This is a genomic window from Pseudomonas sp. GW823-FHT05G12 (genome assembly GCF_058795575.1).
Window position 1 is genome coordinate 3,566,559 of the sequence record NZ_CM179501.1, and the last position, 23,245, is coordinate 3,589,803.

Below are 23,245 nucleotides of genomic sequence, written 5' to 3' on the forward strand. Positions count from 1 at the left end.
AGTCATGCAACTAATTAATTTGCAGCTTTCCAGGCCCGCTTCATGTCCGATTCATCAACGCCCCTTGACGATGCCGCCCCTTCAACAAACAAAGCCCGCAGCCCGCTCAGCCGTGTGCTTTCCCCCATTCGCGGGCGGCTGGCGCTGTCGGCGGTGCTGGCTGCGGCGGGTTCGATGCTGGCTTTGGTACCGCTGGCAGGCATTGCGCACATCGCACACCTGGCGTTGAGCGAAACCGCCACATCGGGCGCCATTGGCCGGGCCATCGCAGCCAGCATCGCCAGCCTGTTCACTGGCATGACCCTGATCACCGCAGCCGAAATGCTGGCGCACCAGGCCGACAACCACATCACCCATCACCTGCGCGTGGCGATCGGCCAGCGCCTGATGCAAGTGCCGCTCGGCTGGTTCAGCGAGCGGGCATCAAGCGAAGTGAAACGGGCCATGCAGGACGACATCGGCACACTGCACAGCCTGACCGCGCACTTTTTCACCACACTGGGCCGCACCGTGGGCGCCGTGCTGATTTCCGTGGCCTACCTGTTCGCCATGGACTGGCGCCTTGCCGTGGTCGTGCTGCTGCCCTTCCCGGCGTTCTTCCTGTTTCTGCACCGTGCCATCAAGGCCAGCGCAGCGCATATGGGTGATGTGGTTGCGGGCATGGCGCGCATCGACAACGCGGTGGTCGAGTTCGTCAATGGCATGCCGCTGGTCAAAGCATTCGGCGGGCGCGGCAACGCGCAGGACCGCTACCGTGCCGCGGTCGATGCCTTTGCCAACACCTTCACCGGTTTCACCCGCCCACTGGTTGCGGCGATGGCACGGGCCAATGCCTTGATCGCGCCGGTGACGGTAGTGGGTGTGGTGCTGCTGGCAGGCATGGCGTTCGTGGCCCTGGGCTGGATAGAGCCGCTACAGATACTGCCCTTTGCCTTGGTCGCACCTGGGTTGTGCGCGCCGCTACAGTTGTTGCACTACATCACCCACGACCTCAACAACGCGGTAGGGGCGGCCCAGCGGGTGCAGGCCCTGCTGGACACCCCGGTGCTGCCGGCCCCTGCGGTTGGCAGCCTGCCCAACGGCAGCGAACTGCGCGTGGAGCAACTGAGCCATGCCTACGCCCCCGGCAACAACGTGCTCGATGACGTCAGCTTCACCTTGGCCCCCGGCACCACGACCGCCATCGTCGGCCCCTCTGGCGCCGGCAAGTCGACCCTGGCGCGCCTGCTGCTACGGTTTTTCGACCCAGACGCCGGGCGCATCACCCTGGGTGGCGTCGACCTGCGGCAGATCGAGAGCCGCGAACTGTACCGACGCATAGGTTTCGTGCTGCAGGAGGTGCGGCTGATCCATGCAAGCGTGGCCGACAACATCGCCCTGGGCAAACCGGCTGCAACCCGCGAACAAGTCGAAGCGGCTGCGCGCCTGGCCAACATTCACACACGCATCCTGCAACTGCCGCGTGGCTATGACTCAGTGGTGGGCGAAGACGCGCAATTGTCCGGGGGCGAACAGCAGCGCCTGAGCATTGCTCGCGCCGTGCTGCTCGACCCGCCCGTGCTGGTACTGGACGAGGCCACCGCAGCCGCCGACGCCGAGAGCGAGGCGGCGATCCAGGATGCCTTGTCGCGTTTCGCCCGGGGTCGCACCCTACTGGTCATCGCCCACCGGCTGGACACGGTGATGCATGCCGACCAGATCCTGGTGCTGGACCAAGGCGCCCTGTGTGAACAAGGGCGCCACAGCGAATTGCTCACCCGCCAAGGCCTTTATGCACGGCTGTGGGCGCAGGGTGGTTATCAGGACACCGTGAAAAAGGCGCTGCCAGCATGCTGAAAACCTTCGTTCGACTGCTGGGCGAATGCGCCCCGGCCTGGCGCCGTTACCTGCTGATGACCGTGCTGTACGGGGTATTCAGTGGCCTGACCATCAGTACCCTGGCGCCGCTCATGCTGCATCTGCTGAACAGCGAAATACACGCTGCCAGTGCCTGGTTGGTCGTGCTGGCCGCCGGCATGACGCTGTGCTGGGCCTGGCGACGCCAGGTGGAAAAGGCCGGCATAAGCTTGGCGGTAGCGGTGCTGCAAGGCGGCCGCCAGCACATTGGCGCCCAAGTAGCACAGCTGCCACTGGGTTGGTTCACCCCTGACAACACCGCGCGGCTCGGGCATGTGATCACCCAGGGCACGATGGCTGTGGCTCAACTGCCGGCCCATGTGCTCACGCCCTTGATCAGTGGCAGCGTCACGCCGCTGGTGCTGTTGGTAGCACTGTTCATCCTGCACCCGCCGCTGGGGCTTGTCGCCCTGCTAGCGCTGCCGGCGCTGGCTGCAGTGCTGCTGTTTAGCGCACGCCTGGGGCGCAGGGCCGATCACGCCTTTCACCAGCACTTCGCCGCCGCCAGCCAGCGTATGGTGGAGTTCGCCCAGGCACAGTCGGTGCTGCGGGCCTTCAATGGGGAGGGTGGGGGCACACGGTTGCTGGCGCAAAGCCTGGAGCGCCAGCGCAGCAGCGGCATGGGCCTGATCATTCGTGCTTCGCTGTCAGCACTGCTCAACAGTTGGGCCGTGCAGGCAACATTTGCCGCGCTGTTGGTGGCCGCCGGCCTGTGGTTCGGCGATCAGGCGGGTGGCCAAGCGCAGGACGCAGTTGCGGTGATCGTGGCACTGGTGCTGGTGTGCCGCTTCATCGACCCGCTGCAGGACGTGGCCAGCCATGTCGAGATCCTGCGCGGGGCCCATGGCCAGCTGCAGGAAATCGAACGGATCCTGGCAGCCAAGCCGTTGCCAGAACCCGTCTCGCCCCACCGGCCGGCGGGCGGCGCAATCAACCTGCAAGGGGTGAGCTTGCGCTACAACCCCACCGGGCCCGACGTGCTGCAAAACGTGAACCTGCACATCCCGGCAGGCAGCATGACCGCCGTCATCGGCGCCTCGGGCTCAGGCAAGACATCACTGATGCGCCTGATTGCACGGTTCTTCGATACCACCGAAGGCAGTGTGCGCATTGGCGGCGTCGACGTGCGGCAAATGGCCCGCGCCAGCCTGACCGACACAGTCAGCCAAGTACTGCAGGACACCTGGCTGTTCCAGGGCAGCATCGCCGACAACATCCGTATCGGCAAACCCGATGCCAGCGACGCCGAGGTACTGCAAGCGGCACACATGGCCGGCTTGGGACACACCCTCGAACGGCTGCGCGGGGGCCTCGATACGTCCGTGGGCGAAGGTGGTGCGCAGCTTTCCGGTGGCGAACGCCAGCGTGTGACCATTGCCCGTGCGCTGATCAGGCAAGCACCAGTACTGCTGGTGGACGAAGCCACCGCCGCCCTTGATGCCGAGAACCAGGCCGTGATTGCCCAGACGCTGCACAGCCTGCATGGGCGTTGCACCTTGGTGGTCATCGCACACCAGCTCAGCACCGTGGCCATGGCCGACCATATCGTGGTGCTGGACGCCGGGCAGGTTGTCGAGCAAGGCACACCGGCCACACTGCGCGCCAATGGCGGGCACTATGCACGCATGCTCGAACAGCGCCACGCCGCCAACGGCTGGCGCATCGGGGCACCGAGGGTGGAACACGACTGATGCGTGTTGCATGCCTCATCCTGTTCCTGGTGTTGTGCGCGGCCTCATTGGCTGTCGGCGTTCGTGAGCTGGCCTGGTCTCAGCTGCTTACCCTGCAAGGCGACGCCTGGCTGACCCTGACCGCAAGCCGCCTGCCACGGCTGGCCGCATTGATACTGGTGGGTGTCGGGCTGGCGGTATGCGGTGTGATCCTGCAGCAGATCGTGCGCAACCGTTTCGTTGAACCCGGCACCACCGGCGGGCTCGATGCCGCGCGCCTGGGCATCCTGCTGTCGCTGGGCCTGGCGCCCGCGGCCGGGGCACTGCTGCGCATGCTGTTGGCACTGGCCGTGTGCTTTGCCGCCAGCCTGCTGTTTGTCGCCCTCATCCGCCGCATACGCGCCCGCAACGCGGTGCTGGTGCCGGTCATCGGCCTGATGTACGGCGGCGTGCTGAGTGCGCTGGCCGAGTTCTACGCCTACCGCTTCAACCTGCTGCAAAGCATGCAGGGCTGGTTACTGGGTGATTTTTCCAAGGTGGTGCAGGGCCGCTACGAAATTCTCTACCTGATTGTACCGATCGTGTTGCTCACCTACCTGTACGCACAGCGCTTCACCGTGCTGGGCATGGGCGAAGGCATGGCCACCAGCCTGGGCCTGAACTACACCACCAACGTGACGGTGGGCCTGCTGCTGGTAGCAGTGACGGTGTCGGCCAGCGTGATCATCGTCGGCGCCATCCCCTTCGTCGGCCTGGTGGTGCCCAACCTGGTCGCCCTGCGCCATGGCGACAACCTGCGCCGCACCCTGCCACTGGTGGCGCTGGGCGGTGCGGCCTTGCTGCTGGTCTGCGACCTGCTCGGGCGGTTGCTGATCTACCCGTTCGAAGTGCCCATCGGCCTGACTGCAGGCGGCCTGGGCGGGCTGATCTTCCTCGGGCTGATCATCTGGAGGCAGCGATGAAAGGCCGACACTGCTTGTGGCTGGCCGTGGTCGCTCTGGCCACGCTGTTCGTGTTCGTCAACGCCGGGGCGGATTTCGCATACCTCATCCCCAAGCGCCTTGTGCGCCTGGCGGCCATGGTGATCGGTGGCGTGTGCGTGGCCTGCTCCGCCATCGCCTTCCAGACCCTTTCCGGCAATCGCATCCTCACCCCGGCGATCATGGGCTACGAAGCCGTTTACCTGCTGCTGCAGGCGCTGCTGGTGCTGGGCATGGGCGTGCAGGGGCTGATCGTGCTCGGCAGTGACGGCAATTTCCTGCTCTCGATGCTACTGATGCTCGGCTACTCCTGGGCCCTGCACCGCTGGCTGTTTCGTGACGGCAAAAACAACGTGTACTTCCTGCTGCTGGTCGGCCTGGTGCTGACCATGGTCATGGCCACGTTCACCCAGTTCGTCCAGCTGAAAGTCAGCCCCGGCGAGTTCTCGATGCTGCTGGGCTACACCCAGGCTTCGTTCAACCGGGCATCGCCGCAGTTGCTGCTGTATTCGGCCGTGCTGGTGGCGGGCGTGTGTGTGCTGCTGGCCCGGGCCGTACCGGTGCTGGACGTGCTGGCACTCGGGCGCGACCAGGCCATTTCACTGGGCGTGGACTACCGGCGCAACGTGCGCCTGCTGCTGGCGCTGATCGCAGCGTTGGTCGCGGTGTCGACCAGCCTGTTGGGGCCCACGGCATTCATGGGCGTGTTCGTCGCCAACATCACCTATGCGATGGCCGGTACCTTCCGCCACCGGGTCACCCTGGCCCTCGGCAGCGCCGTGGCCATTGCCGTGTTCATTGCCGCCCAGTTGCTGGTCGAGCATGTCTTCAACTACAGGACCACCGTCGGCATCCTCGTGAACCTGGTGTGTGGCACCTACTTCCTCGCCCTGATGGTGCGCAACCGGGGAGCCGCATGATTACTGTCCACGACCTGCACAAAACCTATGGCAGCAAAGAGGTGTTGAGCGGGGTAAGCGCCAGCTTCCCGCGCGGGCAGCTGACCTCGCTGATCGGCCCCAATGGCGCCGGCAAGTCCACCTTGCTGATGATGCTGGCCCGGCTGCTGGCGCCTGCCAGCGGTGACATACGCCTGGACGGGCAAAGCATCGACAGCATCGCCATCGGCGACTATGCCCGGCGCGTGGCCACCCTGCGCCAGTCGGTCGACTTCAACCTGCGCCTGACCGTCGACGAACTGGTCGCGTTCGGCCGCTTCCCCTACAGCCGTGGTGCGCTCACCGCTGCAGACCGTCGGGCCATCGACCAGGCCATTGCCTTTCTGTCCCTGGAGCCGCTGCGCCAGGCCTACCTCGATGAACTCAGCGGCGGCCAGCGGCAAATGGCCTTTCTGGCCATGACCATCGCCCAACAGACCGACTATCTGCTGCTGGACGAGCCGTTGAACAACCTCGACATGCGCCACGCCGTGCAGATCATGCGCGCCCTGCGTCGGCTGTGCGACGAGTTCGGCCGCACGGTGATTTTGGTGGTGCACGACATCAACTTTGCCGCCGCCTACTCCGACTGCATCGTCGCCATGCAGGGTGGCCGTGTGCATTGCAGCGGCAGCGTCGAGCAGGTTGTGACCGAGCGACAGCTGCACGCGCTGTACGGGCTGGATTTCGACATCACCCACAGCGCGCGCGGCCGCCTGTGCAACTACTTCAACCCACCCGGAGAACAGCAATGAACCGCAACCACCCCGCCAACGGCTGGCCATTGGCGCTACTGCTAGCCGCCACCTTCGCCCTGCACGGCTGCAACGAGCCCACGGCAGCCACAGCGGCACCGGCGAACACCACGCACCATGGCGACTACACGCCGTTAACCGTACAGCACAAACTGGGCACCACAGTGATCAGTCAACTGCCACAGCGCACGGTGGCTCTGGACATGAACGAAGTGGACTTCCTCGACCAGTTGGGCGTACCCGTGGCGGGCATGCCCAAGGACTTCGTGCCGAACTTTCTTGCACGCTATAAGGATGCCGGGCAAACGGCAGATGTCGGCTCGATCGTGCAGCCCAACCTGGAGCGGGTGCATGCGGCGCGGCCTGACCTGATCCTGATCACCTCGCTGCAGGCCAACCACTATGACGAACTGAGCGAAATGGCGCCGACCCTGCACTTCGATGTGGACTATCGCGACAGCGAAACCGGGCATGTCGCCATGGTCAGGCAGCACCTGCTCAGCCTTGGGCAGGTGTTCGGCAAGCAAGGCTTGGCCCAGCGCAAGGCTGACGCACTGGAGGCCAAGCTGGCCCAGGTGCGCAGCGTCACCCGCGACCGCCCGGAGCGGGCCCTGGTGGTGCTGCACAACAACGGCGCCTTCAGCGCCTTCGGCGTGCAGTCGCGCTACGGCTTCATCTTCAATGACCTGGGCGTCAAGCCGGCCACCACTACCCTGGATACCGGCCTGCATGGCCAGCCGATTTCCAGTGAGTTCATCCAGCAGGCCAACCCCGACATCCTCTATGTGGTGGATCGCACCGCCGTCATGGAGCACCGCCCAATGATGACGGCAGACACCTTGGACAACCCCCTGCTGCGCCAGACCAACGCCTGGAAGCACGGCCGCGTGGTGTTCGTCGACCCGCAGGCCTGGTACGTCACGGCCGCCAGCCCGACCTCACTGGCTTTGATCGCGGATGACGTGATCAGGGGCTATCAGGACTAGGCACTGCCTTTTTGCAAATGCCTGCTACTGCGTTAGCACGTGATTCTCATTTGCCTTACGTCTTCGCTTTTTAAATGCAAAAACACAACCCGCCATCTGTCCCTCTGGAGCCATCGCGTGTCCATCCGTACCTTGCACACACTCTCGTCCCCTGCCCTGGCATTGCCTGCGCTGCCGCGCACCCCGCTGGCACATGCCGTATTCATTGGCCTGGCCCTTGGTAGCTGCACACTGGCGCCAATCGCCGCACACGCCGACGCAGCCAACCCCCACGAGGCCGCTGAAGAAAAAACCGCCGCCCCGGAATTGCCCGCCACCCTGATCGACGCCCAAGCCAGCGCTGCCGATCCACTGCCACCGGTGTATGCCGGCGGCCAGGTGGCCACCGGCGGGCGGGTGGGCCTGCTGGGCAACAAAGACTTCATGGAAACGCCGTTCAGCACCGTCAGCTACACCGACACCTACATTCAGGATCTGCAGGCCCGGGACATCACCGACGTTATCGCCGCCACCGACCCGTCAGTGTTCAGCAACGGCCTGACCGGCACCTACAGCGAGAACTACTCGATCCGCGGCTTCCAGACCAGCGTCAGTGACATGACTATCGATGGCCTGTTCGGCATGGCCCCCTACTACCGCGCCTCACCCGAAATGTACGAACGCATCGAAGTACTCAAAGGCCCGTCGGCGCTGCTTAACGGCATGCCGCCCGGCGGTTCGGTGGGCGGTATTGTCAACCTGATTCCCAAGCGCGCTGGCGACACGCCGCTGACCCGGCTGACCGCCACCTACGCTTCCGATGCCCAGCTTGGCGGCCATGTCGACGTTGGCCGGCGCTTCGGTGAGGGCAACCAGTTTGGCGTGCGCTTCAACGGCATGTACCGCGACGGCGACACTGCCATCGACGATCAACGCCAGCGCAATGTGCTGTCTTCTCTGGCCCTGGACTGGCGTGGCGAACGTGGCAAGCTGTCGCTCGACCTGTTCGATACCGACGACCACATCAGCGGCCAGAACCGCGGCATGGGCCTGGCCGCTGGGGTACCAGTCCCCAAACCGCCAAAAAACGACACACTGCTCAACCCCGACTGGGCTTATGTGGAAACCAAGGACAAGGGCGTCATCCTGCGTGGTGAGTACGAGCTGAACGACCAGTTGCTGGCCTATGGCGCGGTCGGCACCAGCAAGACGGACTATCGCTACAGCGGCGCACTCACAGCAACGGTGAACAACAGCGCCGGTGATTTCACCACCGCGATGGGCCAGTTGCAGATGGAGATCCACAAGACTTCTGCCGAGGTGGGGCTGCGTGGCCATTTCGACACCTTCGGCATCAACCACCAATGGTCGGTCAACGCCACCCAGTACAGCGACACGCAAAAGGACTTCGGCCGCCGCGCCGCCGGCTCGAACTGGACGACCAATATCTACAACCCTGTCTGGGGCCCGAAGGTATCGGAGGCCTGGCCACTGATTGCCCACACGGAAAACGACCTGAAAAGTTATGGCATCGCCGACACCCTGTCGGTGCTGGATGACCGGGTGCAACTAACCCTCGGCGTACGTCGCCAGGAAGTGGTCACCGACACTTACAACACCAATACCGGTGCCCGCAACAAACCAGGCTATGACACCCACGCCACCACCCCTGCCGGGGCCATCCTGTTCAAGCTGACCGATGAGCTGTCGCTGTACGCCAACTACATCGAAGGCCTGAGCAAAGGCGCGGCCGCACCGATCACCGCTGCCAACTATGGCGACGTGTTCGCGCCGTACAAATCAAAACAGAAGGAAATCGGCCTCAAGCTCGACCTGGGCACCTTCAGCCACACCTTGGCGCTGTATGAAATCAAGCGCCCGGGCAGCTATACCGACCCGGTCACCAACATCTTTTCGTTCGGTGGCGAGCAGCGTAATCGGGGCGTGGAATGGAGCTTCTTCGGTGCCCCTCTGCCCGACGTGCGCCTGATGGGGGGCGTGGCTTATGTCGACCCCAAGCTGACCAAGACCGCAGGCGGTGCCAACGATGGCAAGACCGCCACGGCCTACCCCAAGGTGCAGGGCAAGCTGGGCATGGAGTGGGACATCCCCGGCCTGGATGGGCTGACCCTGACCGGCAACGTGACCTCACAGTCCAAGCAATACATCAATGCCGAGAACAGCCTGTCGATTCCGGGTTACACGATCTTCGACGTTGGCGCCCGCTTTGTGACCCAGGTCGCCAACAAGCCGGTCACCTTGCGAGCGAACATCGCCAACCTGGGGGACAAGGACTACTGGGGTGTGCCACTGACCCAGACCCTGGGGTTGGGGGCGCCGCGGACCTATCAGCTTTCGGCTAGCGTGGACTTCTAACCGGGTCCCGCTGCGGCGCCAGATACGGCCTCTTCGCGGGCGCGCCCGCTCCCACAGGTCCAGCACAACCCTCAGACTTGTGCTGAAACCTGGGAGCGGGCATGCCCGCGAAGCAGACGACGCGGTCAATGATCAATACATCAGCCGCGCAACTGGTACCAGGTGGTCTTGAGCTGCGAATACTTGTCGAACGAATGCAGTGACAGATCGCGGCCAAACCCCGACTGCTTGCCCCCACCGAACGGCACCGTCACATCCAGCGCATCGACTGTGTTCACCGATACGGTACCGGCTTTCAACGCCCGGGCTACCCGGTGCACCTGGTTGAAGTCGTCGCTCCACACCGAGGCTGCCAGGCCATAGATGCTGTCGTTGGCCAGGCGCACGGCTTCTTCTTCCGTGTCGAAAGCGCTGACCGCCAGTACCGGGCCGAACACCTCCTCGCGCGCCAGGCTCATGCGGCCCTCGACACCGGCAAAAATGGTCGGCTCGATGTAGTTGTCCGAACCTTCGATGGTCAGGCGTCGGCCGCCACACACCAATCGCGCGCCCTCTTGCCCGGCACGCACGATGGCGGCCTCGATGCGGCCGGTCTGCCCGGCATCGACAATGGCCCCGGCGCGGCTCGCCGGATCCAGCGGGTTACCGGGCAGCCACTGGCGAGCCTTGGCCTGCAGGCGCTCGATGAACTCATCGTGGATGGCACGCTGCACGTACAGCCGCGAGTTGGCCGAACACACCTCGCCCTGGTTGAAGAAAATGCCGAAGGCGGCCTTTTCCGCCGCCAGGTCCAGGTCCTGGCAGTTGTCGAACACCAGGTTTGGGCTCTTGCCGCCGCACTCCAGCCACACCTGCTTGAGGTTGGACTGCGCCGAGTACTGCATGAAGTACTTGCCCACCTGGGTGGAGCCGGTGAATACCAGGCAGTCCACATCCGGGTGCAGGCCCAGCGCCTGCCCGGCCTGCTCGCCCAGGCCCGGCACCACGTTCAGTACGCCTTCCGGCAACCCCGCTTCCAGCGCCAGTTGGGCCAGGCGCAGGGCCGAGAACGGTGATTGCTCGGCGGGCTTGAGTACCACGCTGTTGCCGGCAGCCAGCGCCGGGGCCAGCTTCCAGGCGGCCATGTCGAGCGGGAAGTTCCATGGCACCACGGCAGCGACCACGCCGAGGGCTTCGCGGGTGATGGTGGCCAGCGCATTGGCAGCAGTGGGCGCCACCTGGTCATACAGCTTGTCCAGCGCTTCGCCGTACCAGCCGAACACATGTGCCGAGCCCGGCACGTCGATGTTGTAGGCATCCATCACCGGCTTGCCCATGTTCAGCGAGTCCAGCAATGCCAGTTCTTCACGATGGGCCATGATCAGCTCGGCCAGGCGCAGCAGCACTTTCTTGCGCTCGCCCGGCGCCATGCGCGGCCAGGGGCCTTGCTCGAAGGCTCGACGGGCGCTGGCGACAGCCAGGTCGACCTCGGCATGGCCGCAGGCGGCAACCTGTGCCATTACGTTGTTGGTGGCGGGGTTGATGGCTGCGAACGTGGCGCCATCCTGTGCGTTGACGGGTTTGCCGTCGATCAGTGCATGGGCCGGAAGGTAGAGGTCCGAGGCGCGTTGTTGCCAGAATTCGAGAGTGTACATTTGTACTCCAGACGACCGTCGTGGCGGTCCTTCTTGCGCAAGTAACAGGTACCACACAGTCCGCAAGCACGCCGCACTCCCTCTGTGGGAGCGGGCATGCCCGCGAATCAGGCGACACGGTGGATGGCACCGGCTTCGCCGGTGTTCGCGGGCGTGCCCGCTCCCACAGGGAAGTGCGTTGCCCTTGTCAGCGGCTTAGAGCTTGCCGACCAGCCGCGCCGTGCGGTCTACGGCTATCCGGGTCTTCTCCACCAGCTCATCCAGCTCGCTGTGGTTGGCGATCAAGGCCGGGGCCATGATCATCCGGCCCAGGGTCGAGCGAATGATCACCCCTTCCTCGAAACCAAAGGTGCGGCACTGCCAGGCCAGGTCGTTCTCGTTGGCAAAGCGCTTGCGCGTCGGCTTGTGCTCGGCGAACTGCAGCGCCGCCACCAGCCCGGCCCCTTGCACCTGGCCGATCAATGGGTGGTCGGCAAACACTTCCCGCAGGATGCGCTGCAGGTACGGCCCCGTGTCGTCCTTCACCTGGCGCACGATGCCTTCGTCACGCAGCGCCTTCAGGTTGGCGATGGCCACTGCCGCCGCCACCGGGTGGCCGGAATAGGTCAGGCCGTGGGCAAATACCCCGCCGCGCTCCACCAACGCCTCGGCAATGCGCTTGCTCAGCACCAGGCCACCCATGGGCACATAGCCGCTGGTCAGGCCCTTGGCGATCGACAGGGTGTCGGGCTCGAAGCCGAAGTATTCATGGGCGAACCATTCGCCGGTGCGGCCAAAGCCACCGATCACCTCATCGGCGCACAGCAGTACGTCGTACTGGCGGCAGATACGCTGGATTTCCGGCCAGTAGCTTTCCGGCGGGAAGATCATGCCGCCTGCCCCCTGGAAGGGTTCGGCAATGAAGCCGGCAACGTTCTCGGCACCCAGTTCGAGGATCTTTTCCTCCAGCTGCAGGGCGCAGCGGCGGCCGAACTCTGCCGGGGTCAGTTCACCGCCCTCGGCGTACCAGTAGGGTTCGTCGATGTGTGCCACATCCGGAATCAACCCACCCATGTCGTGCATGAACTTCATCCCGCCCAGCGCCGTGGCCGCCAGGGTCGAGCCGTGGTAGCCGTTCCAGCGGCCGATCATGATTTTCTTGCCTGGCTGGCCAACCACCTGCCAGTATCGGCGCACGGTGCGGATCAGTACCTCGTTGGCCTCGGAGCCGGAGTTGGTGTAGATCGCGTGGCTGTAGTGCCCCGGCAGCAGGCTGAACAGCAGTTCGGACAGTTCGATCACCGCCGGGTGGGTGGTGTGGAAGAACATGTTGTAGTAGGCCAGCTGATCCATTTGCGTGGCCGCGGCGGCCGTCAGGTCACGACGGCCATAACCGAGCTGGGTGCACCACAGGCCGGACATGCCATCCAGGTAACGCTTGCCCTCGCTGTCCCACAGGTGCAGGCGTTCGCCCCCGACGATCACCCGCGGCCCTTCGGCGTTCAGCGCCTTCTGGTCGAGGAAGGCATGAATGTGGTGGGCGGCATCGGCTGCCTGGTAGTCACGGGTCTGGCGTTGCGGGGCGAAAGGCGCGTTCATTGTTGGTTTTCCTTTGCGGTGGGGTTGCAGGGCAGCTGGCGTTCAGCGCAGCTTGCCCATGTAGCTTTCCAGCGGGTCCTTGCCCAGCACGCCCTGGGCATTGGCCAGTGCATCGATGAACAGGGAGAACAGTTCGGACTGGGTGCCGATGTCGAGCTTGGCGTAGACGTTCTTGCGGTGCGACTTGATGGTGTCCTCCGACACTCCCAACCGCTCGGCCAGCGACTTGGTCGAGTGGCCACGCAGGATCAGCTGGGCGATACGGCATTCACGCTCGGTCAGCAGCGAGCTGCCGAAATTGTTCAGCGCGGCATGAATACGTTGCTCAAGGATGTTCTCGAAGCGCCCTGCGCGGCTGTCCAGCCCGGCAAAATGCTTGCCGAGTACCGCCAGCACCCAAGGCGTGATGAGCCCGAACCGGGTACGGCTTTGTCCATCCAGCTTGTCGGTGAAGGCCAGCGACACCGCCAGGCTTTGCCCGGGCGCCACCTGCAGGATGTAGTTGAGTTCATCCTCCAGGTGCGAGTGGCGGTAGAACGATTGGTAGTACTCGCTGACCTCGAAGTGGTCGGGTGCCACTTCGAACAGGCCGTAACAACCGGATTCGACCTGTTCCACACAAGCACCGTAGAACGGGTCGAGCAGGTAGAAGCCCGACAGGTAGCGGCTGACATTGCCCTCGGGCTGCCAGGGCGCCTTGTCATCCTGCTCGAACAGCGCACAGGGCATGCCATCGTGCGGGTACAGGTACACCGTGGTCGCCTGGATCGGCCGGATCACACCCAGTGCAGCAAACAGGCTGGCGGCAAAGCCCGGCCGGCCGATCGCCTCGGTGACCTTGGCCTGGTGCTCGAACCATTGTTCTGAAAGCAATTGATTGGTCACTGTAAGCCTGCCGTTTCTTTTCAGTGGCACCGCCGCCAGTGCGGTGCGTCGTTGAGCAGATACTCCCACGGCGCTGCAGGCACCGGAATCACCCTTTGGGGTGAGCCGGGCAAGGGCTGTGTCCGCTCACCCCAAAGGGTGATTCCGGGTGCCTGCAGGGTGTGGGAGCATCAACCCGCCCCAGCGCTGCGAGCTTTCCGCTCGACCTCCTTGCACAACACCTGACGGTCGCGAGCCTGCTCGCCTGCCGCGGTGTCCTGCATCCCTTTTCAGGAGTTAGCAATGCATACAACAACAAGTACAGCCCATAGCCCCGCCCCGCATGCACCCTCGCAACCCGGCACCAGCACCGGCCGCTTCCGCAAGTCCATGAGCATGACCGCCCTGGTGCTGTTTGGCCTGGCCTACATGGTGCCCCTGGCCGTATTCACCACCTACGGACTGGTCACCCAGATGACCAAAGGGCACCTGCCCACCGCATACCTGCTCACGCTCGCCGCCATGCTGCTGACCGCCTACAGTTACGGCCGCATGGTCCAGGCCCACCCCTACTCCGGCTCGGTCTACACCTACACGCGCAAGGCCTTCGGCAGCCATATCGGCTTCATCACCGGTTGGACACTGCTGCTCGACTACATCTTTCTGCCGCTGCTCAGCTACCTGCTGATCGGCATCTACATGTCGGAATACTTCCCGACCATCCATGCCTGGGTGTGGGTAGCGGGTTCCATTGCCCTGGTCACCTTCCTCAACCTGATTGGCATCGAGTCGATCACCCGGGTTAACTGGATCCTGGTGGTGGTGCAACTGGTGTTCATCATCGTCTTCGTCGCCCTGTCCATTCTCAAGCTCAGCGGACAGGCGGAGCCGGTGTCGCTGCTGGCCCCCTTGCACCACGATGGCTTCAGCGTGCCGTTGATCATGACCGGCGCCGCCGTGCTGTGCCTGTCGTTCCTCGGCTTCGATGCGGTGTCGACCATGGCTGAGGAAACCAGTAACCCGACCTACCGCATTCCCGTGGCGATTCTGGCGGTGTCGTTGATCGGCGGTCTGCTGTTTCTGGTGGTGTCTTATTGCGCGCAGATGGTGTTTCCCGACTGGGGCAGCTTCGCCGACCCGGATTCGGCGTCGGTGGACGTGATGCGCCGGGTGGGCGGCGAGCTGCTGGTAACCGCCTTCACCGCTACCTACGTGGCGGGCTGCTTCGCCTCGGCCATGGTGTCCCAGGCCAGCGTGTCGCGCGTACTGTTCGCCATGGGCCGCGACGGCGCATTGCCGCGGGCATTCGGCCAGCTGGTGACGAAAAAGCGCGTGCCGGCCACTGCCATCCTGGTGGTCAGCCTGCTGTCGCTGATCGCTCTGGTGATCACCCTGGATACCGTGGCGAACATGATCAGCTTTGGCGCACTGTTCGCCTTTTCGGCGGTGAACCTGGCGGTGGTCAAGCACTACCTGGTTGATCAGAAACTGCGCGGTTGCCGCAACTACCTGCTGTACGGCGCCATTCCCGGCCTGGGCTTTCTCAGCACGTTGTGGCTATGGAGCAGCCTGACCAGCCTGTCGTTCACCATCGGCCTGTGCTGGATGGGCCTGGGCCTGTTGGTGCTACTGGGGCTGACCCGGGCGTTGCGCGTGAAGCTGCCAGAGTTGCAGATGGCCGAGTGAGCCCTGACGCCTTGCATGACCGCTCCTGCAAGGCATCGCGAGAACCCGGGTGATAACTGCTCGTTATCACCCGATCCGTATTAATCATTATTCACCCCGCCGTTCGCCCCCTACAGTCCTGACCAACGATTGTCATTGCCAACGGGAAACGAAATGTCCATCGAACACCGCCTGAACCACATCGCCGGCCAGCTCAGTGGCCAGGGTGACGTGCTGCTGCACAGCCTCGACGCCCACACCGGTGAAACACTGCCCTACGCCTTCCACCAGGCGACTGGCGATGAAGTCGAGGCCACCGCCCAGGCCGCCGAGGTGGCCTACCCGAGCTACCGCAGCACCCGCCCGGACCAGCGCGCCGCTTTTCTCGACGCTATCGCCAACGAACTGGACGCGTTGGGTGATGACTTCATCCAGGACGTGATGCGCGAAACCGCACTGCCTGAAGCACGCATCCGCGGCGAACGCAGCCGCACCAGCAACCAGCTGCGCCTGTTTGCCGAAGTGGTACGGCGTGGCGACTTCTACGCTGCACGCATCGACCGCGCCCTGCCCCAGCGCACCCCGCTGCCGCGCCCGGACCTGCGCCAGTACCGCATCGGCGTGGGCCCGGTGGCCGTGTTCGGCGCCAGCAACTTCCCACTGGCCTTCTCCACCGCTGGCGGTGACACCGCTTCGGCGCTGGCCGCCGGCTGCCCGGTGGTGTTCAAGGCACACAGCGGGCACATGCTCACTGCGGCCCATGTGGCCGCGGCCATCGACCGTGCAGTGACCAGCAGCGGTATGCCGGCAGGCGTTTTCAACATGATCTACGGTGCCGGTGTGGGCGAAGCACTGGTCAAGCACCCAGCCATTCAGGCAGTCGGCTTTACCGGCTCGCTGCGCGGTGGCCGCGCCCTGTGCGACATGGCCGCAGCGCGCCCGCAGCCGATCCCTGTGTTCGCCGAAATGAGCAGTATCAACCCGGTGATCGTGCTGCCGCAGGCTCTGCAGGCTCGCGGTGAACAGGTGGCGACCGAGCTGGCCGCCTCGGTGGTGCTGGGCTGCGGGCAGTTCTGCACCAACCCGGGCCTGGTGGTGGGTATCCGCTCGCCGCACTTCGAGCATTTCCTGCAAACGCTGGTGGCACGCATGGCCGACCAGGGCCCGCAGACCATGCTCAACGCTGGCACCCTGCGCAGCTACCAGAACGCTGTGCAGCACCTGCTGGCGCACCCGGGTATCCAGCATCTGGCCGGCCAACCGCAAACCGGTAACCAGGCTAAGCCGCAGTTGTTCAAGGCCGACGTAAGCCTGCTGCTCAATGGCGACCCGCTGTTGCAGGAAGAAGTGTTCGGCCCTAGCACCGTGGTGGTTGAAGTGGCCGATGCCCAGCAATTGGCCGAAGCATTGCGTCACCTGCAAGGTCAGCTGACTGCCACCCTGATTGCCGAACCTGACGACTTGCGCGCCTTTGCCTCACTGGTGCCGTTGCTCGAACGCAAGGCCGGGCGCTTGCTGCTCAATGGCTACCCGACCGGCGTGGAGGTTTCCGATGCCATGGTGCATGGCGGCCCCTACCCGGCCACCTCCGACGCCCGCGGCACTTCGGTGGGCACCTTGGCCATCGACCGCTTCCTGCGCCCGGTGTGCTTCCAGAACTACCCGGACGCACTGCTGCCGGATGCGTTGAAAAACGCTAACCCGCTGGGGATTGCCCGGTTGCTGGAGGGTGTAAGCAGCCGCGAGGCGGTGTGATCTTTCATGGCTGCAACCTGTGCCGGCCCCTTCGCGGCTCTAGCCGCCGAGAGGCCGGCACTGGCGCTGTGAGCTGTATACAATCAGTAAAAAGCTTGCTTACAATACCGAGCGCCTATGACATCGGTAATCGCCGATGCGTATTGCGCAGGCTTGCACCATGTCATCTACAAACCCTGCAAAAACGCTCCTCGTCAAAAACGCCGCACTGCTGGTCACCATGGACGGCGAACGCCGCGAAATCAAGAACGGCGGCCTGTTCATCGAAGACAACCTGATCAAGCAAGTCGGCCCCAGCGAAACCCTCCCGCAGCACGCCGACGTGATTCTGGACATGGCCGGCAAGGTGGTCATACCAGGCCTGGTCAACACCCACCATCACATGTACCAGAGCCTCACCCGCGTGGTACCGGCCGCTCAGGACGGCGAGCTGTTCAACTGGTTGACCAACCTGTACCCGATCTGGGCGCGCCTGACCCCCGAGATGATCGCGGTGTCGACCCAGACCGCCATGGCCGAGCTGATCCTGTCCGGCTGCACCACCTCCAGCGACCACCTGTATATCTACCCCAACGGCTGCAAGCTCGACGACAGCATCCACGCGGCGGCCGAGATCGGCATGCGCTTCCATGCCGCGCGCGGCAGCATGAGCGTGGGCCAGAGCCAAGGCGGCCTGCCACCTGACTCGGTGGTGGAAAAGGAAGCCGACATCCTCAAGGAATCGCAACGCCTGATCGAGGACTACCACGATGCCAGCCACGGGTCGATGCGCCGCATCGTGGTCGCGCCATGCTCGCCGTTCTCGGTCAGCCGCGACCTGATGCGCGAAGCTGCCGTGCTGGCGCGCCAGTATGGGGTGTCGCTGCACACCCACCTGGCCGAGAACGTCAACGACATCGCCTACAGCCGCGAGAAGTTCGGCATGACCCCTGCCGAGTACGCCGAAGACCTTGGCTGGGTCGGCCATGATGTATGGCATGCCCACTGCGTGCAGCTCGACCAGCACGGCATCGAGCTGTTCGCCCGCACCGGCACCGGCGTCGCCCACTGCCCATGCTCGAACATGCGGCTGGCCTCGGGCATCGCCCCGGTACGCAAGATGCGCGACCACGGCGTACCGGTGGGCCTGGGGGTCGATGGCTCTGCCTCCAACGACGGCGCCAGCATGATCGGTGAAGTGCGTCAGGCCCTGCTGCTGCAACGGGTGGGCTTTGGCCCTGACGCGATGACCGCACGCGAAGCACTGGAGATTGCCACCCTGGGTGGCGCGAAAGTGCTCAACCGCAATGATATTGGCGCCCTGGCCCCGGGCATGGTCGCCGATTTCGTCGCCTTCGACCTGGGCCATGTGGCGTATGCCGGCGGCCACCATGACCCATTGGCGGCACTGGTGTTCTGCACCCCGACCCAGGTGCATACCAGCGTGATCAACGGCCGCGTCGTAGTGAAAGACGGCCAGCTGGCCACCGTCGACCTGCCGCGCGTACTGGAACGCCACAACCAGCTGGCCCATCAGCTGGTCAGTGGCACTTGAGGCCTGGCATCAGCTCGGCATCGCCGGGTTGAATGAAGGGCATGCGCAGCCCTTTGGGCTGCGCTGTCACCTAGACAAGCTGCGGGTAGCGCACACTACGATGTCATGTGCACTCAAAGGTCCATGACCATCTCATGCCAGGCCATGCCGCCGTGGTCCGACGGCGACGGTTTCACGTATTGGTAGCCCAGCTTCTGGTACAGGGCCACATGCTGCTCCTTGCACATCAGGTGAATGGTCTGCTTGCCCGCCGCGTGCATGCGCCCGATGAATTCGTTCATCAACAGTTTGGCGTAGCCTTTGCCCTGGTGGGCCGGGTCTACAACCACCGACATGATCACCACGTTCGCGGCCGCCGGGTCATGGCCAACCAGCTCTTTGAAGGCCTCGTCGGACATCACGACCTCGTGGGCGCAGCCACTGTTGATGAAACCCACGATCTCGCCGTCACTTTCCAGCACCAGGAAGCCTTGGGGGTACTGCGTGATACGCGTGCGGATTTTCTCCAGCGTGGCCGCCTCATCCCCTTCATAGGCGCCAATTTCGATGGCGTAGCAACGCTCGGCATCGGCGGGAACGGGGGTGCGGAACTGAAGGGCGCTCATGGCAGGTATCCTTGGCAATGGTAAAAGCAGCCGCCATGATAAATGAGCATCGACCTTGCACTCCATCGTTGCGAACTCGGTCGGGTCGAGTGTGTGACGCTTGCTGCCTGCCAAGGAGGGCAAGCATCATGGGGACCTTGCTCTATTGCCACGGATACGCCGATGACCGCTGTAACTTTCCCCTTCACCGAACCCAGCCGCTGCAAACGCCTGAAAGCGGCCAGCAGCAGGGATCATGACAGCGTCGATCAACTGGTAATGGCAGCGCGGCCTTTCGAGAACCGCGAGCGTTATGGGCGCTTCCTGCAGGTGCAGCACCGCTTTCATGGCAGCCTGTTGGCGTTGTATCAGGATGAACAGCTCAACCAGCAACTGCCGGGGCTGGAGGCGCTGTCACGGTTCGCGGCAGTCGAGGCCGACCTGCGCGACCTCAGCCTGCCACTGCCAACACCCGCCCAACCGGTCCGTGTCAGCTCGGCCCAGGCCTTGGGATGGCTGTATTGCAGTGAAGGTTCGAACCTGGGGGCGGCGTTTCTCTACAAGCACACGCAACGTCTTGGGCTGGAGGGTGACAAGGGGGCCCGCCACCTGGCCCCTCACCCGGATGGCCGAGCGCTGCATTGGCGCGAATTTGTTGCCAGGCTGGACAGCCTGGTGCTGGGGGAGCAGGAGGAAGCAGAGGTGGTAGCGGGGGCGATTGCAGCGTTCGACAGTTATCGGCGGCATCTGCGTGAGGTATTTGCAGGCAGTTGACCGAGTGCAACGGCACCTTTAGCGGGCGCTGCACAGCACCAACCGCCACGGCGATTTTCTACAAGTTGTTGCTGTAGCGAACTTTTTCTTGATTCCCTGTCTATGTGTGAGGCACAGAAAGGTAGCGGAACGCGAGACAAGGTTCGCCCCCCACACCTGCTGGCCAGATGGCTCATTCGTTATCAGAGGTTGGCTACGCTCATGAAAATACATGTCGCAAGGTTGGTGCTGCTCGGCCTGTTCTCGCTCGCGGCGATGGGCACGGCATCGGCAACGCAGATGAAAGCCGCCGAACCCGTTTTACCGGCCGTCCAGTCACCGTTGAAGCCAGCCGGCAACCCTTGGTCGAGCGTGGCCAGCGTGGCCGTTGAACAGCCGGCCACGCTCCTGGCGCATGATGACGATCGCTGGCACGACCACCGAAGCGACTGGCGCCGCGAACAGTGGCGGCGTGAACAAGCCCGCCGGGACTGGGAGCGGCGGCGCGACTGGGAACGGCGCCGTGATTGGGAGCGCCGCCATGAGCGCGCCATGCGCCAGCGTCATCATGACGCGCATTATTACTACCGCCGTTGAAGCCCATGCGATCGGTGCAGGGGCGGTGTCAGTCAGCCAGCTGGGAACTCTCGCTCACCGCCTCTGCCTCCATCTTCAAGCGGTCCGCCTTGCAAATGTACTTGGGCTTGCGTGGCGCCAGTTTGGCACTGGCCTTTTTGGCATGCGCCTGCAATAGCTGCTTGATCTTCTTACGACGGTTCATGGTCTAGGGGCCTGTCAGTACGTTTTCGCTGCCGCCATCATACCCCGGCGGCGCGGGGAAAACGCGGTGAACGGCCCAGCGAATGCCTGCTACGGCCATGCAGGTCGCAGGATTCAACGCGTTGACGTTATTTTCACAGTCCGCAGATTAGCGTCACGCCCTTTCCGGCCACGCGCACAACCGCTGGCCGCCAAGGTACAACGAGGCATACGTGTCACACACTACATCCCCCGCCGCGCACAAGCGCGTGGACTGGGCCGGCCTCGGCTGGCTCTTGCTGTTCTTCTGGTATTTCTCCGGTGTAACCCAGGCGCTGCTGCTGTTCAGCGGGACGACCGGCTTCGCCGGTTTTCGCGATGCGTTGTTCCTCAGCAGCCTGTGGCTGGCGCCCGTCCTGTTGCTGCCGCGTTTCACACGCGCCACCGCGGCAATCATCGGTCTGGTGCTGTGGGCGGCTTCGCTGGTGGGCCTGAGCTACTTCGGCATCTATCGCCAGGAGTTTTCACAAAGCGTCATCTTTGTGATGTTCGAGTCCAACACCGCCGAGGCTGGTGAGTACTTCAGCCAATACTTCAGCGTGGGGCTGGGCCTGGCACTGGTGCTGTACACGCTGGTTGCGGTAATGCTGTGGCGGCGCGTGCGCCCGGTCAGCCTGCCACTGCGCAGTCGCCTGCCGGTGGTCGTGCTATTGCTGGTGGCCAACCTGGTCGTGCCGTTCTACAAGCAGATGGTGACCCAGGAGCGCAACTTCGCCGATGCGCTCGAAAAAGTGCAGCAGCGAATGGAACCGGCCGTACCTTGGCAGTTGCTGGTCGGTTACCGACAGTACCGCCAGCAACTGGACAACATGCAGAAACTGCTGGCTCAGAATGCCGCACTGCCACCGCTGCAAAACCTGCGCGACAGCAGTGGCACTGCGCCACGCACCTTGGTATTGGTGCTCGGCGAGTCGACCACCCGCGAGCACATGCACCTGTATGGCTATGACCGCGACACCACGCCCAACCTCGACGCGCTGGCCGCCAGCGACTCGGGCCTGACCGTGTTCCGCGACGTGGTATCGCCGCGCCCGTACACCATCGAAGTGATGCAGCAGATCCTCACGTTCGGCGACGAACAGAACCCGGATCGCTTTCTCACCGACCCGTCGCTGATCAACCTGCTCAAACAGGCAGGCTACAAGACCTTCTGGATCACCAACCAGCAGACCTTGACCAAGCGCAACACCATGCTCACCACCTTCTCGCAGCAAACAGACGCGCCGGTGTACCTGAACAACCAGCGCAACCAGAATGCCCGCCAGTACGATGACGTGGTGCTGGCGCCGTTCGAGAAAGCCCTGCAAGACCCTGCGCCCAACAAGTTCATCATCGTGCACCTGCTGGGCACGCACATGGACTACCGCTACCGCTACCCGGACGACTATGCGCACTTCAACGACAGGCAGGGTGTGCCAGCCAAGCTGACAGCGGACCAGGCAAAAACCTACAACTTCTATGACAACGCGGTGCGCTACAACGACTATGTGGTATCGAGCCTGATCAAGCGTTATGCGGCAGGCAACCCCAATGGGTTCCTGATGTACCTGTCCGATCATGGTGAAGACGTGTACAGCTCCGGTGACCACGACCGCTTGGGGCGCAACGAAGGCGCACCGACCCGGCCGATGTACACCATCCCGTTCCTGCTGTGGACCTCACCAAGGTGGCAGGCCGAGCACCCGCGTGACTTGCAGGCAATGGCCGATCGCCCCTACAGCAGTTCGCACCTGATCCATACCCTGTCAGACCTGGCCGGGTTGAGCTATGACCGCTATGAACCGGCCAAGAGCCTGGTGAGCCCACAGTTCGTGGTAGCACCACGCTGGATCGGCGACCCATACCGCAAGAATGGCTTGCGCGAGTTCGACCACCTGCCGCTGGACAAGGCCGACGGGGTACAGGAAACAGCCAGCACCAGGCAGTAATGAGACCACGGTTCATGCAGGGCAACTACCCTGCCGGGCACTCCCCCGCACCGCCTCGGCCAACTTGCGCAGGTTGGCCTGGTGCGCATTCACCAGGCTGGTGATGCTGTTGTCCGCAGCAGTCTGCACTGACGTACGGCAGGTCAGCTCGACCTGCCCTTGCTGCTTCAGGCGCCACACGGCCTCCAGCGAGGCGTAGCGCCCTGGTACCGTGTCGAAGCGTTGCACATCCACCCGCAGCGACGCCTTGCCGCCACCCGCCGGGCCGCCCAACTGGTCCTGCAGGGCGCTGCGGAATTCATCCACCAGGTTGGCTCCCCACCACTCCGTCTCCAGAATGGCCAGGCCACTCTGCCCTTGCCGCACCACCAACTGTGGGCGGTCGACCTGGGGCGGCACAGCCACCCTGACCACCTGGATGCGCTGGCCGCTGTCACGTACCGGGTCGCTCGGTACCAACGTGTGGTAGTTGTTCGGCGTACTGCTGCAGCCCCCGAGCCACACCAGCAGGCTGGCCACACATGCATTGCGCAGTCGTTGCATCGGCTGTC

Annotated in this window: 19 protein-coding genes; 13 read left to right on the forward strand and 6 right to left on the reverse strand. The window is 63.9% G+C overall.

All coding sequences use genetic code 11. The annotated features are described in order from the left end of the window. Positions 1–42: 42 nt before the first annotated feature. From AC3RCM_RS16285 to AC3RCM_RS16315, 7 genes are all read left to right on the forward strand, one after another. Positions 43–1,836 (forward strand): ABC transporter ATP-binding protein, encoded by a 1,794-nt coding sequence (locus AC3RCM_RS16285; RefSeq protein ID WP_104887424.1) that lies wholly within the window; start codon positions 43–45, stop codon positions 1,834–1,836. After that, positions 1,830–3,587 (forward strand): ABC transporter ATP-binding protein, encoded by a 1,758-nt coding sequence (locus tag AC3RCM_RS16290; protein WP_104887423.1) that lies wholly within the window; start codon positions 1,830–1,832, stop codon positions 3,585–3,587. The genes AC3RCM_RS16285 and AC3RCM_RS16290 overlap by 7 nt, the downstream gene beginning before the upstream one ends. Further along, positions 3,587–4,528 (forward strand): ABC transporter permease, encoded by a 942-nt coding sequence (locus AC3RCM_RS16295; RefSeq protein WP_064491495.1) that lies wholly within the window; start codon positions 3,587–3,589, stop codon positions 4,526–4,528. The genes AC3RCM_RS16290 and AC3RCM_RS16295 overlap by 1 nt, the downstream gene beginning before the upstream one ends. Continuing rightward, a complete protein-coding gene (locus AC3RCM_RS16300) occupies positions 4,525–5,466 on the forward strand; it encodes an iron chelate uptake ABC transporter family permease subunit (protein ID WP_019438991.1) in 942 nt (313 codons plus the stop codon). The genes AC3RCM_RS16295 and AC3RCM_RS16300 overlap by 4 nt, the downstream gene beginning before the upstream one ends. Further along, the gene (locus AC3RCM_RS16305; protein ID WP_064491494.1) at positions 5,463–6,239 is read left to right on the forward strand and encodes an iron ABC transporter ATP-binding protein; all 777 of its coding nucleotides are present in this window, start codon (positions 5,463–5,465) and stop codon (positions 6,237–6,239) included. The genes AC3RCM_RS16300 and AC3RCM_RS16305 overlap by 4 nt, the downstream gene beginning before the upstream one ends. Further along, the gene (locus AC3RCM_RS16310; RefSeq protein WP_064491493.1) at positions 6,236–7,225 is read left to right on the forward strand and encodes a siderophore ABC transporter substrate-binding protein; all 990 of its coding nucleotides are present in this window, start codon (positions 6,236–6,238) and stop codon (positions 7,223–7,225) included. Before AC3RCM_RS16305 ends, AC3RCM_RS16310 begins: the two co-directional genes overlap by 4 nt. A 117-nt stretch (positions 7,226–7,342) precedes the next feature. Then, positions 7,343–9,580 carry a TonB-dependent receptor gene (locus AC3RCM_RS16315; protein WP_104887422.1) on the forward strand — a complete coding sequence of 746 codons (2,238 nt, stop codon included), beginning with the start codon at positions 7,343–7,345 and terminating at the stop codon, positions 9,578–9,580. 140 nt (positions 9,581–9,720) lie between these two features. Here AC3RCM_RS16315 and AC3RCM_RS16320 read toward each other — a convergent pair whose 3' ends face one another. The 3 genes from AC3RCM_RS16320 to AC3RCM_RS16330 all read right to left on the reverse strand — a co-directional run bounded on the left by AC3RCM_RS16320 (position 9,721) and on the right by AC3RCM_RS16330 (position 13,677). Then, entirely contained in the window at positions 9,721–11,214 is a 1,494-nt protein-coding gene (locus AC3RCM_RS16320) for an aldehyde dehydrogenase (protein WP_104887421.1), read from the reverse strand. Between the two features lie 195 nt (positions 11,215–11,409). Further along, the gene (locus AC3RCM_RS16325) at positions 11,410–12,792 is read right to left on the reverse strand and encodes an aspartate aminotransferase family protein (RefSeq protein WP_003250846.1); all 1,383 of its coding nucleotides are present in this window, start codon (positions 12,790–12,792) and stop codon (positions 11,410–11,412) included. A gap of 42 nt (positions 12,793–12,834) precedes the next feature. Continuing rightward, the gene (locus AC3RCM_RS16330) at positions 12,835–13,677 is read right to left on the reverse strand and encodes a helix-turn-helix transcriptional regulator (RefSeq protein ID WP_010953510.1); all 843 of its coding nucleotides are present in this window, start codon (positions 13,675–13,677) and stop codon (positions 12,835–12,837) included. A 282-nt stretch (positions 13,678–13,959) separates the two neighbouring features. Between AC3RCM_RS16330 and AC3RCM_RS16335 the strand changes: the two genes are divergently transcribed. From AC3RCM_RS16335 to AC3RCM_RS16345, 3 genes are all read left to right on the forward strand, one after another. Further along, positions 13,960–15,342, forward strand: a complete 1,383-nt coding sequence (locus AC3RCM_RS16335) for an APC family permease (protein ID WP_104887420.1) — start codon at positions 13,960–13,962, stop codon at positions 15,340–15,342. 153 nt (positions 15,343–15,495) lie between these two features. Next, a complete protein-coding gene (locus tag AC3RCM_RS16340; protein WP_492629023.1) occupies positions 15,496–17,076 on the forward strand; it encodes an aldehyde dehydrogenase (NADP(+)) in 1,581 nt (526 codons plus the stop codon). Positions 17,077–17,236: 160 nt separating this feature from the next. After that, positions 17,237–18,610: an 8-oxoguanine deaminase gene (locus AC3RCM_RS16345; protein ID WP_029615658.1), complete on the forward strand. Its 1,374-nt coding sequence runs from the start codon at positions 17,237–17,239 to the stop codon at positions 18,608–18,610. A 113-nt stretch (positions 18,611–18,723) separates the two neighbouring features. On the opposite strand, the gene AC3RCM_RS16350 is transcribed toward AC3RCM_RS16345, so the two are convergent. After that, entirely contained in the window at positions 18,724–19,215 is a 492-nt protein-coding gene (locus AC3RCM_RS16350; RefSeq protein WP_004575420.1) for a GNAT family N-acetyltransferase, read from the reverse strand. Positions 19,216–19,377: 162 nt separating this feature from the next. Between AC3RCM_RS16350 and AC3RCM_RS16355 the strand changes: the two genes are divergently transcribed. Further along, complete coding sequence (locus tag AC3RCM_RS16355) at positions 19,378–19,968, forward strand: biliverdin-producing heme oxygenase (RefSeq protein ID WP_104887418.1); 591 nt, start codon at positions 19,378–19,380, stop codon at positions 19,966–19,968. 201 nt (positions 19,969–20,169) lie between these two features. After that, complete coding sequence (locus AC3RCM_RS16360; protein ID WP_104887417.1) at positions 20,170–20,544, forward strand: hypothetical protein; 375 nt, start codon at positions 20,170–20,172, stop codon at positions 20,542–20,544. Positions 20,545–20,572: 28 nt separating this feature from the next. On the opposite strand, the gene AC3RCM_RS16365 is transcribed toward AC3RCM_RS16360, so the two are convergent. Continuing rightward, complete coding sequence (locus AC3RCM_RS16365) at positions 20,573–20,728, reverse strand: DUF2986 domain-containing protein (RefSeq protein ID WP_064493526.1); 156 nt, start codon at positions 20,726–20,728, stop codon at positions 20,573–20,575. Positions 20,729–20,939: 211 nt separating this feature from the next. Between AC3RCM_RS16365 and AC3RCM_RS16370 the strand changes: the two genes are divergently transcribed. Next, positions 20,940–22,694, forward strand: coding sequence for a phosphoethanolamine transferase CptA (locus tag AC3RCM_RS16370; protein WP_081273314.1), 1,755 nt, complete (start codon positions 20,940–20,942; stop codon positions 22,692–22,694). A 12-nt stretch (positions 22,695–22,706) separates the two neighbouring features. On the opposite strand, the gene AC3RCM_RS16375 is transcribed toward AC3RCM_RS16370, so the two are convergent. Then, positions 22,707–23,237: a PqiC family protein gene (locus AC3RCM_RS16375; protein WP_064493528.1), complete on the reverse strand. Its 531-nt coding sequence runs from the start codon at positions 23,235–23,237 to the stop codon at positions 22,707–22,709. Between the last annotated feature and the right edge of the window lie 8 nt (positions 23,238–23,245).

Coding starts and splice junctions, on each gene's coding strand:
- AC3RCM_RS16285 (WP_104887424.1), top strand. CDS start 43: ATGTCCGATTCATCAACGCCCCTTGACGATGCCGCCCCTTCAACAAAC.
- AC3RCM_RS16290 (WP_104887423.1), top strand. CDS start 1,830: ATGCTGAAAACCTTCGTTCGACTGCTGGGCGAATGCGCCCCGGCCTGG.
- AC3RCM_RS16295 (WP_064491495.1), top strand. CDS start 3,587: ATGCGTGTTGCATGCCTCATCCTGTTCCTGGTGTTGTGCGCGGCCTCA.
- AC3RCM_RS16300 (WP_019438991.1), top strand. CDS start 4,525: ATGAAAGGCCGACACTGCTTGTGGCTGGCCGTGGTCGCTCTGGCCACG.
- AC3RCM_RS16305 (WP_064491494.1), top strand. CDS start 5,463: ATGATTACTGTCCACGACCTGCACAAAACCTATGGCAGCAAAGAGGTG.
- AC3RCM_RS16310 (WP_064491493.1), top strand. CDS start 6,236: ATGAACCGCAACCACCCCGCCAACGGCTGGCCATTGGCGCTACTGCTA.
- AC3RCM_RS16320 (WP_104887421.1), bottom strand. CDS start 11,214: ATGTACACTCTCGAATTCTGGCAACAACGCGCCTCGGACCTCTACCTT.
- AC3RCM_RS16325 (WP_003250846.1), bottom strand. CDS start 12,792: ATGAACGCGCCTTTCGCCCCGCAACGCCAGACCCGTGACTACCAGGCA.
- AC3RCM_RS16335 (WP_104887420.1), top strand. CDS start 13,960: ATGCATACAACAACAAGTACAGCCCATAGCCCCGCCCCGCATGCACCC.
- AC3RCM_RS16340 (WP_492629023.1), top strand. CDS start 15,496: ATGTCCATCGAACACCGCCTGAACCACATCGCCGGCCAGCTCAGTGGC.
- AC3RCM_RS16345 (WP_029615658.1), top strand. CDS start 17,237: ATGTCATCTACAAACCCTGCAAAAACGCTCCTCGTCAAAAACGCCGCA.
- AC3RCM_RS16350 (WP_004575420.1), bottom strand. CDS start 19,215: ATGAGCGCCCTTCAGTTCCGCACCCCCGTTCCCGCCGATGCCGAGCGT.
- AC3RCM_RS16355 (WP_104887418.1), top strand. CDS start 19,378: ATGACCGCTGTAACTTTCCCCTTCACCGAACCCAGCCGCTGCAAACGC.
- AC3RCM_RS16360 (WP_104887417.1), top strand. CDS start 20,170: ATGAAAATACATGTCGCAAGGTTGGTGCTGCTCGGCCTGTTCTCGCTC.
- AC3RCM_RS16365 (WP_064493526.1), bottom strand. CDS start 20,728: ATGAACCGTCGTAAGAAGATCAAGCAGCTATTGCAGGCGCATGCCAAA.
- AC3RCM_RS16375 (WP_064493528.1), bottom strand. CDS start 23,237: ATGCAACGACTGCGCAATGCATGTGTGGCCAGCCTGCTGGTGTGGCTC.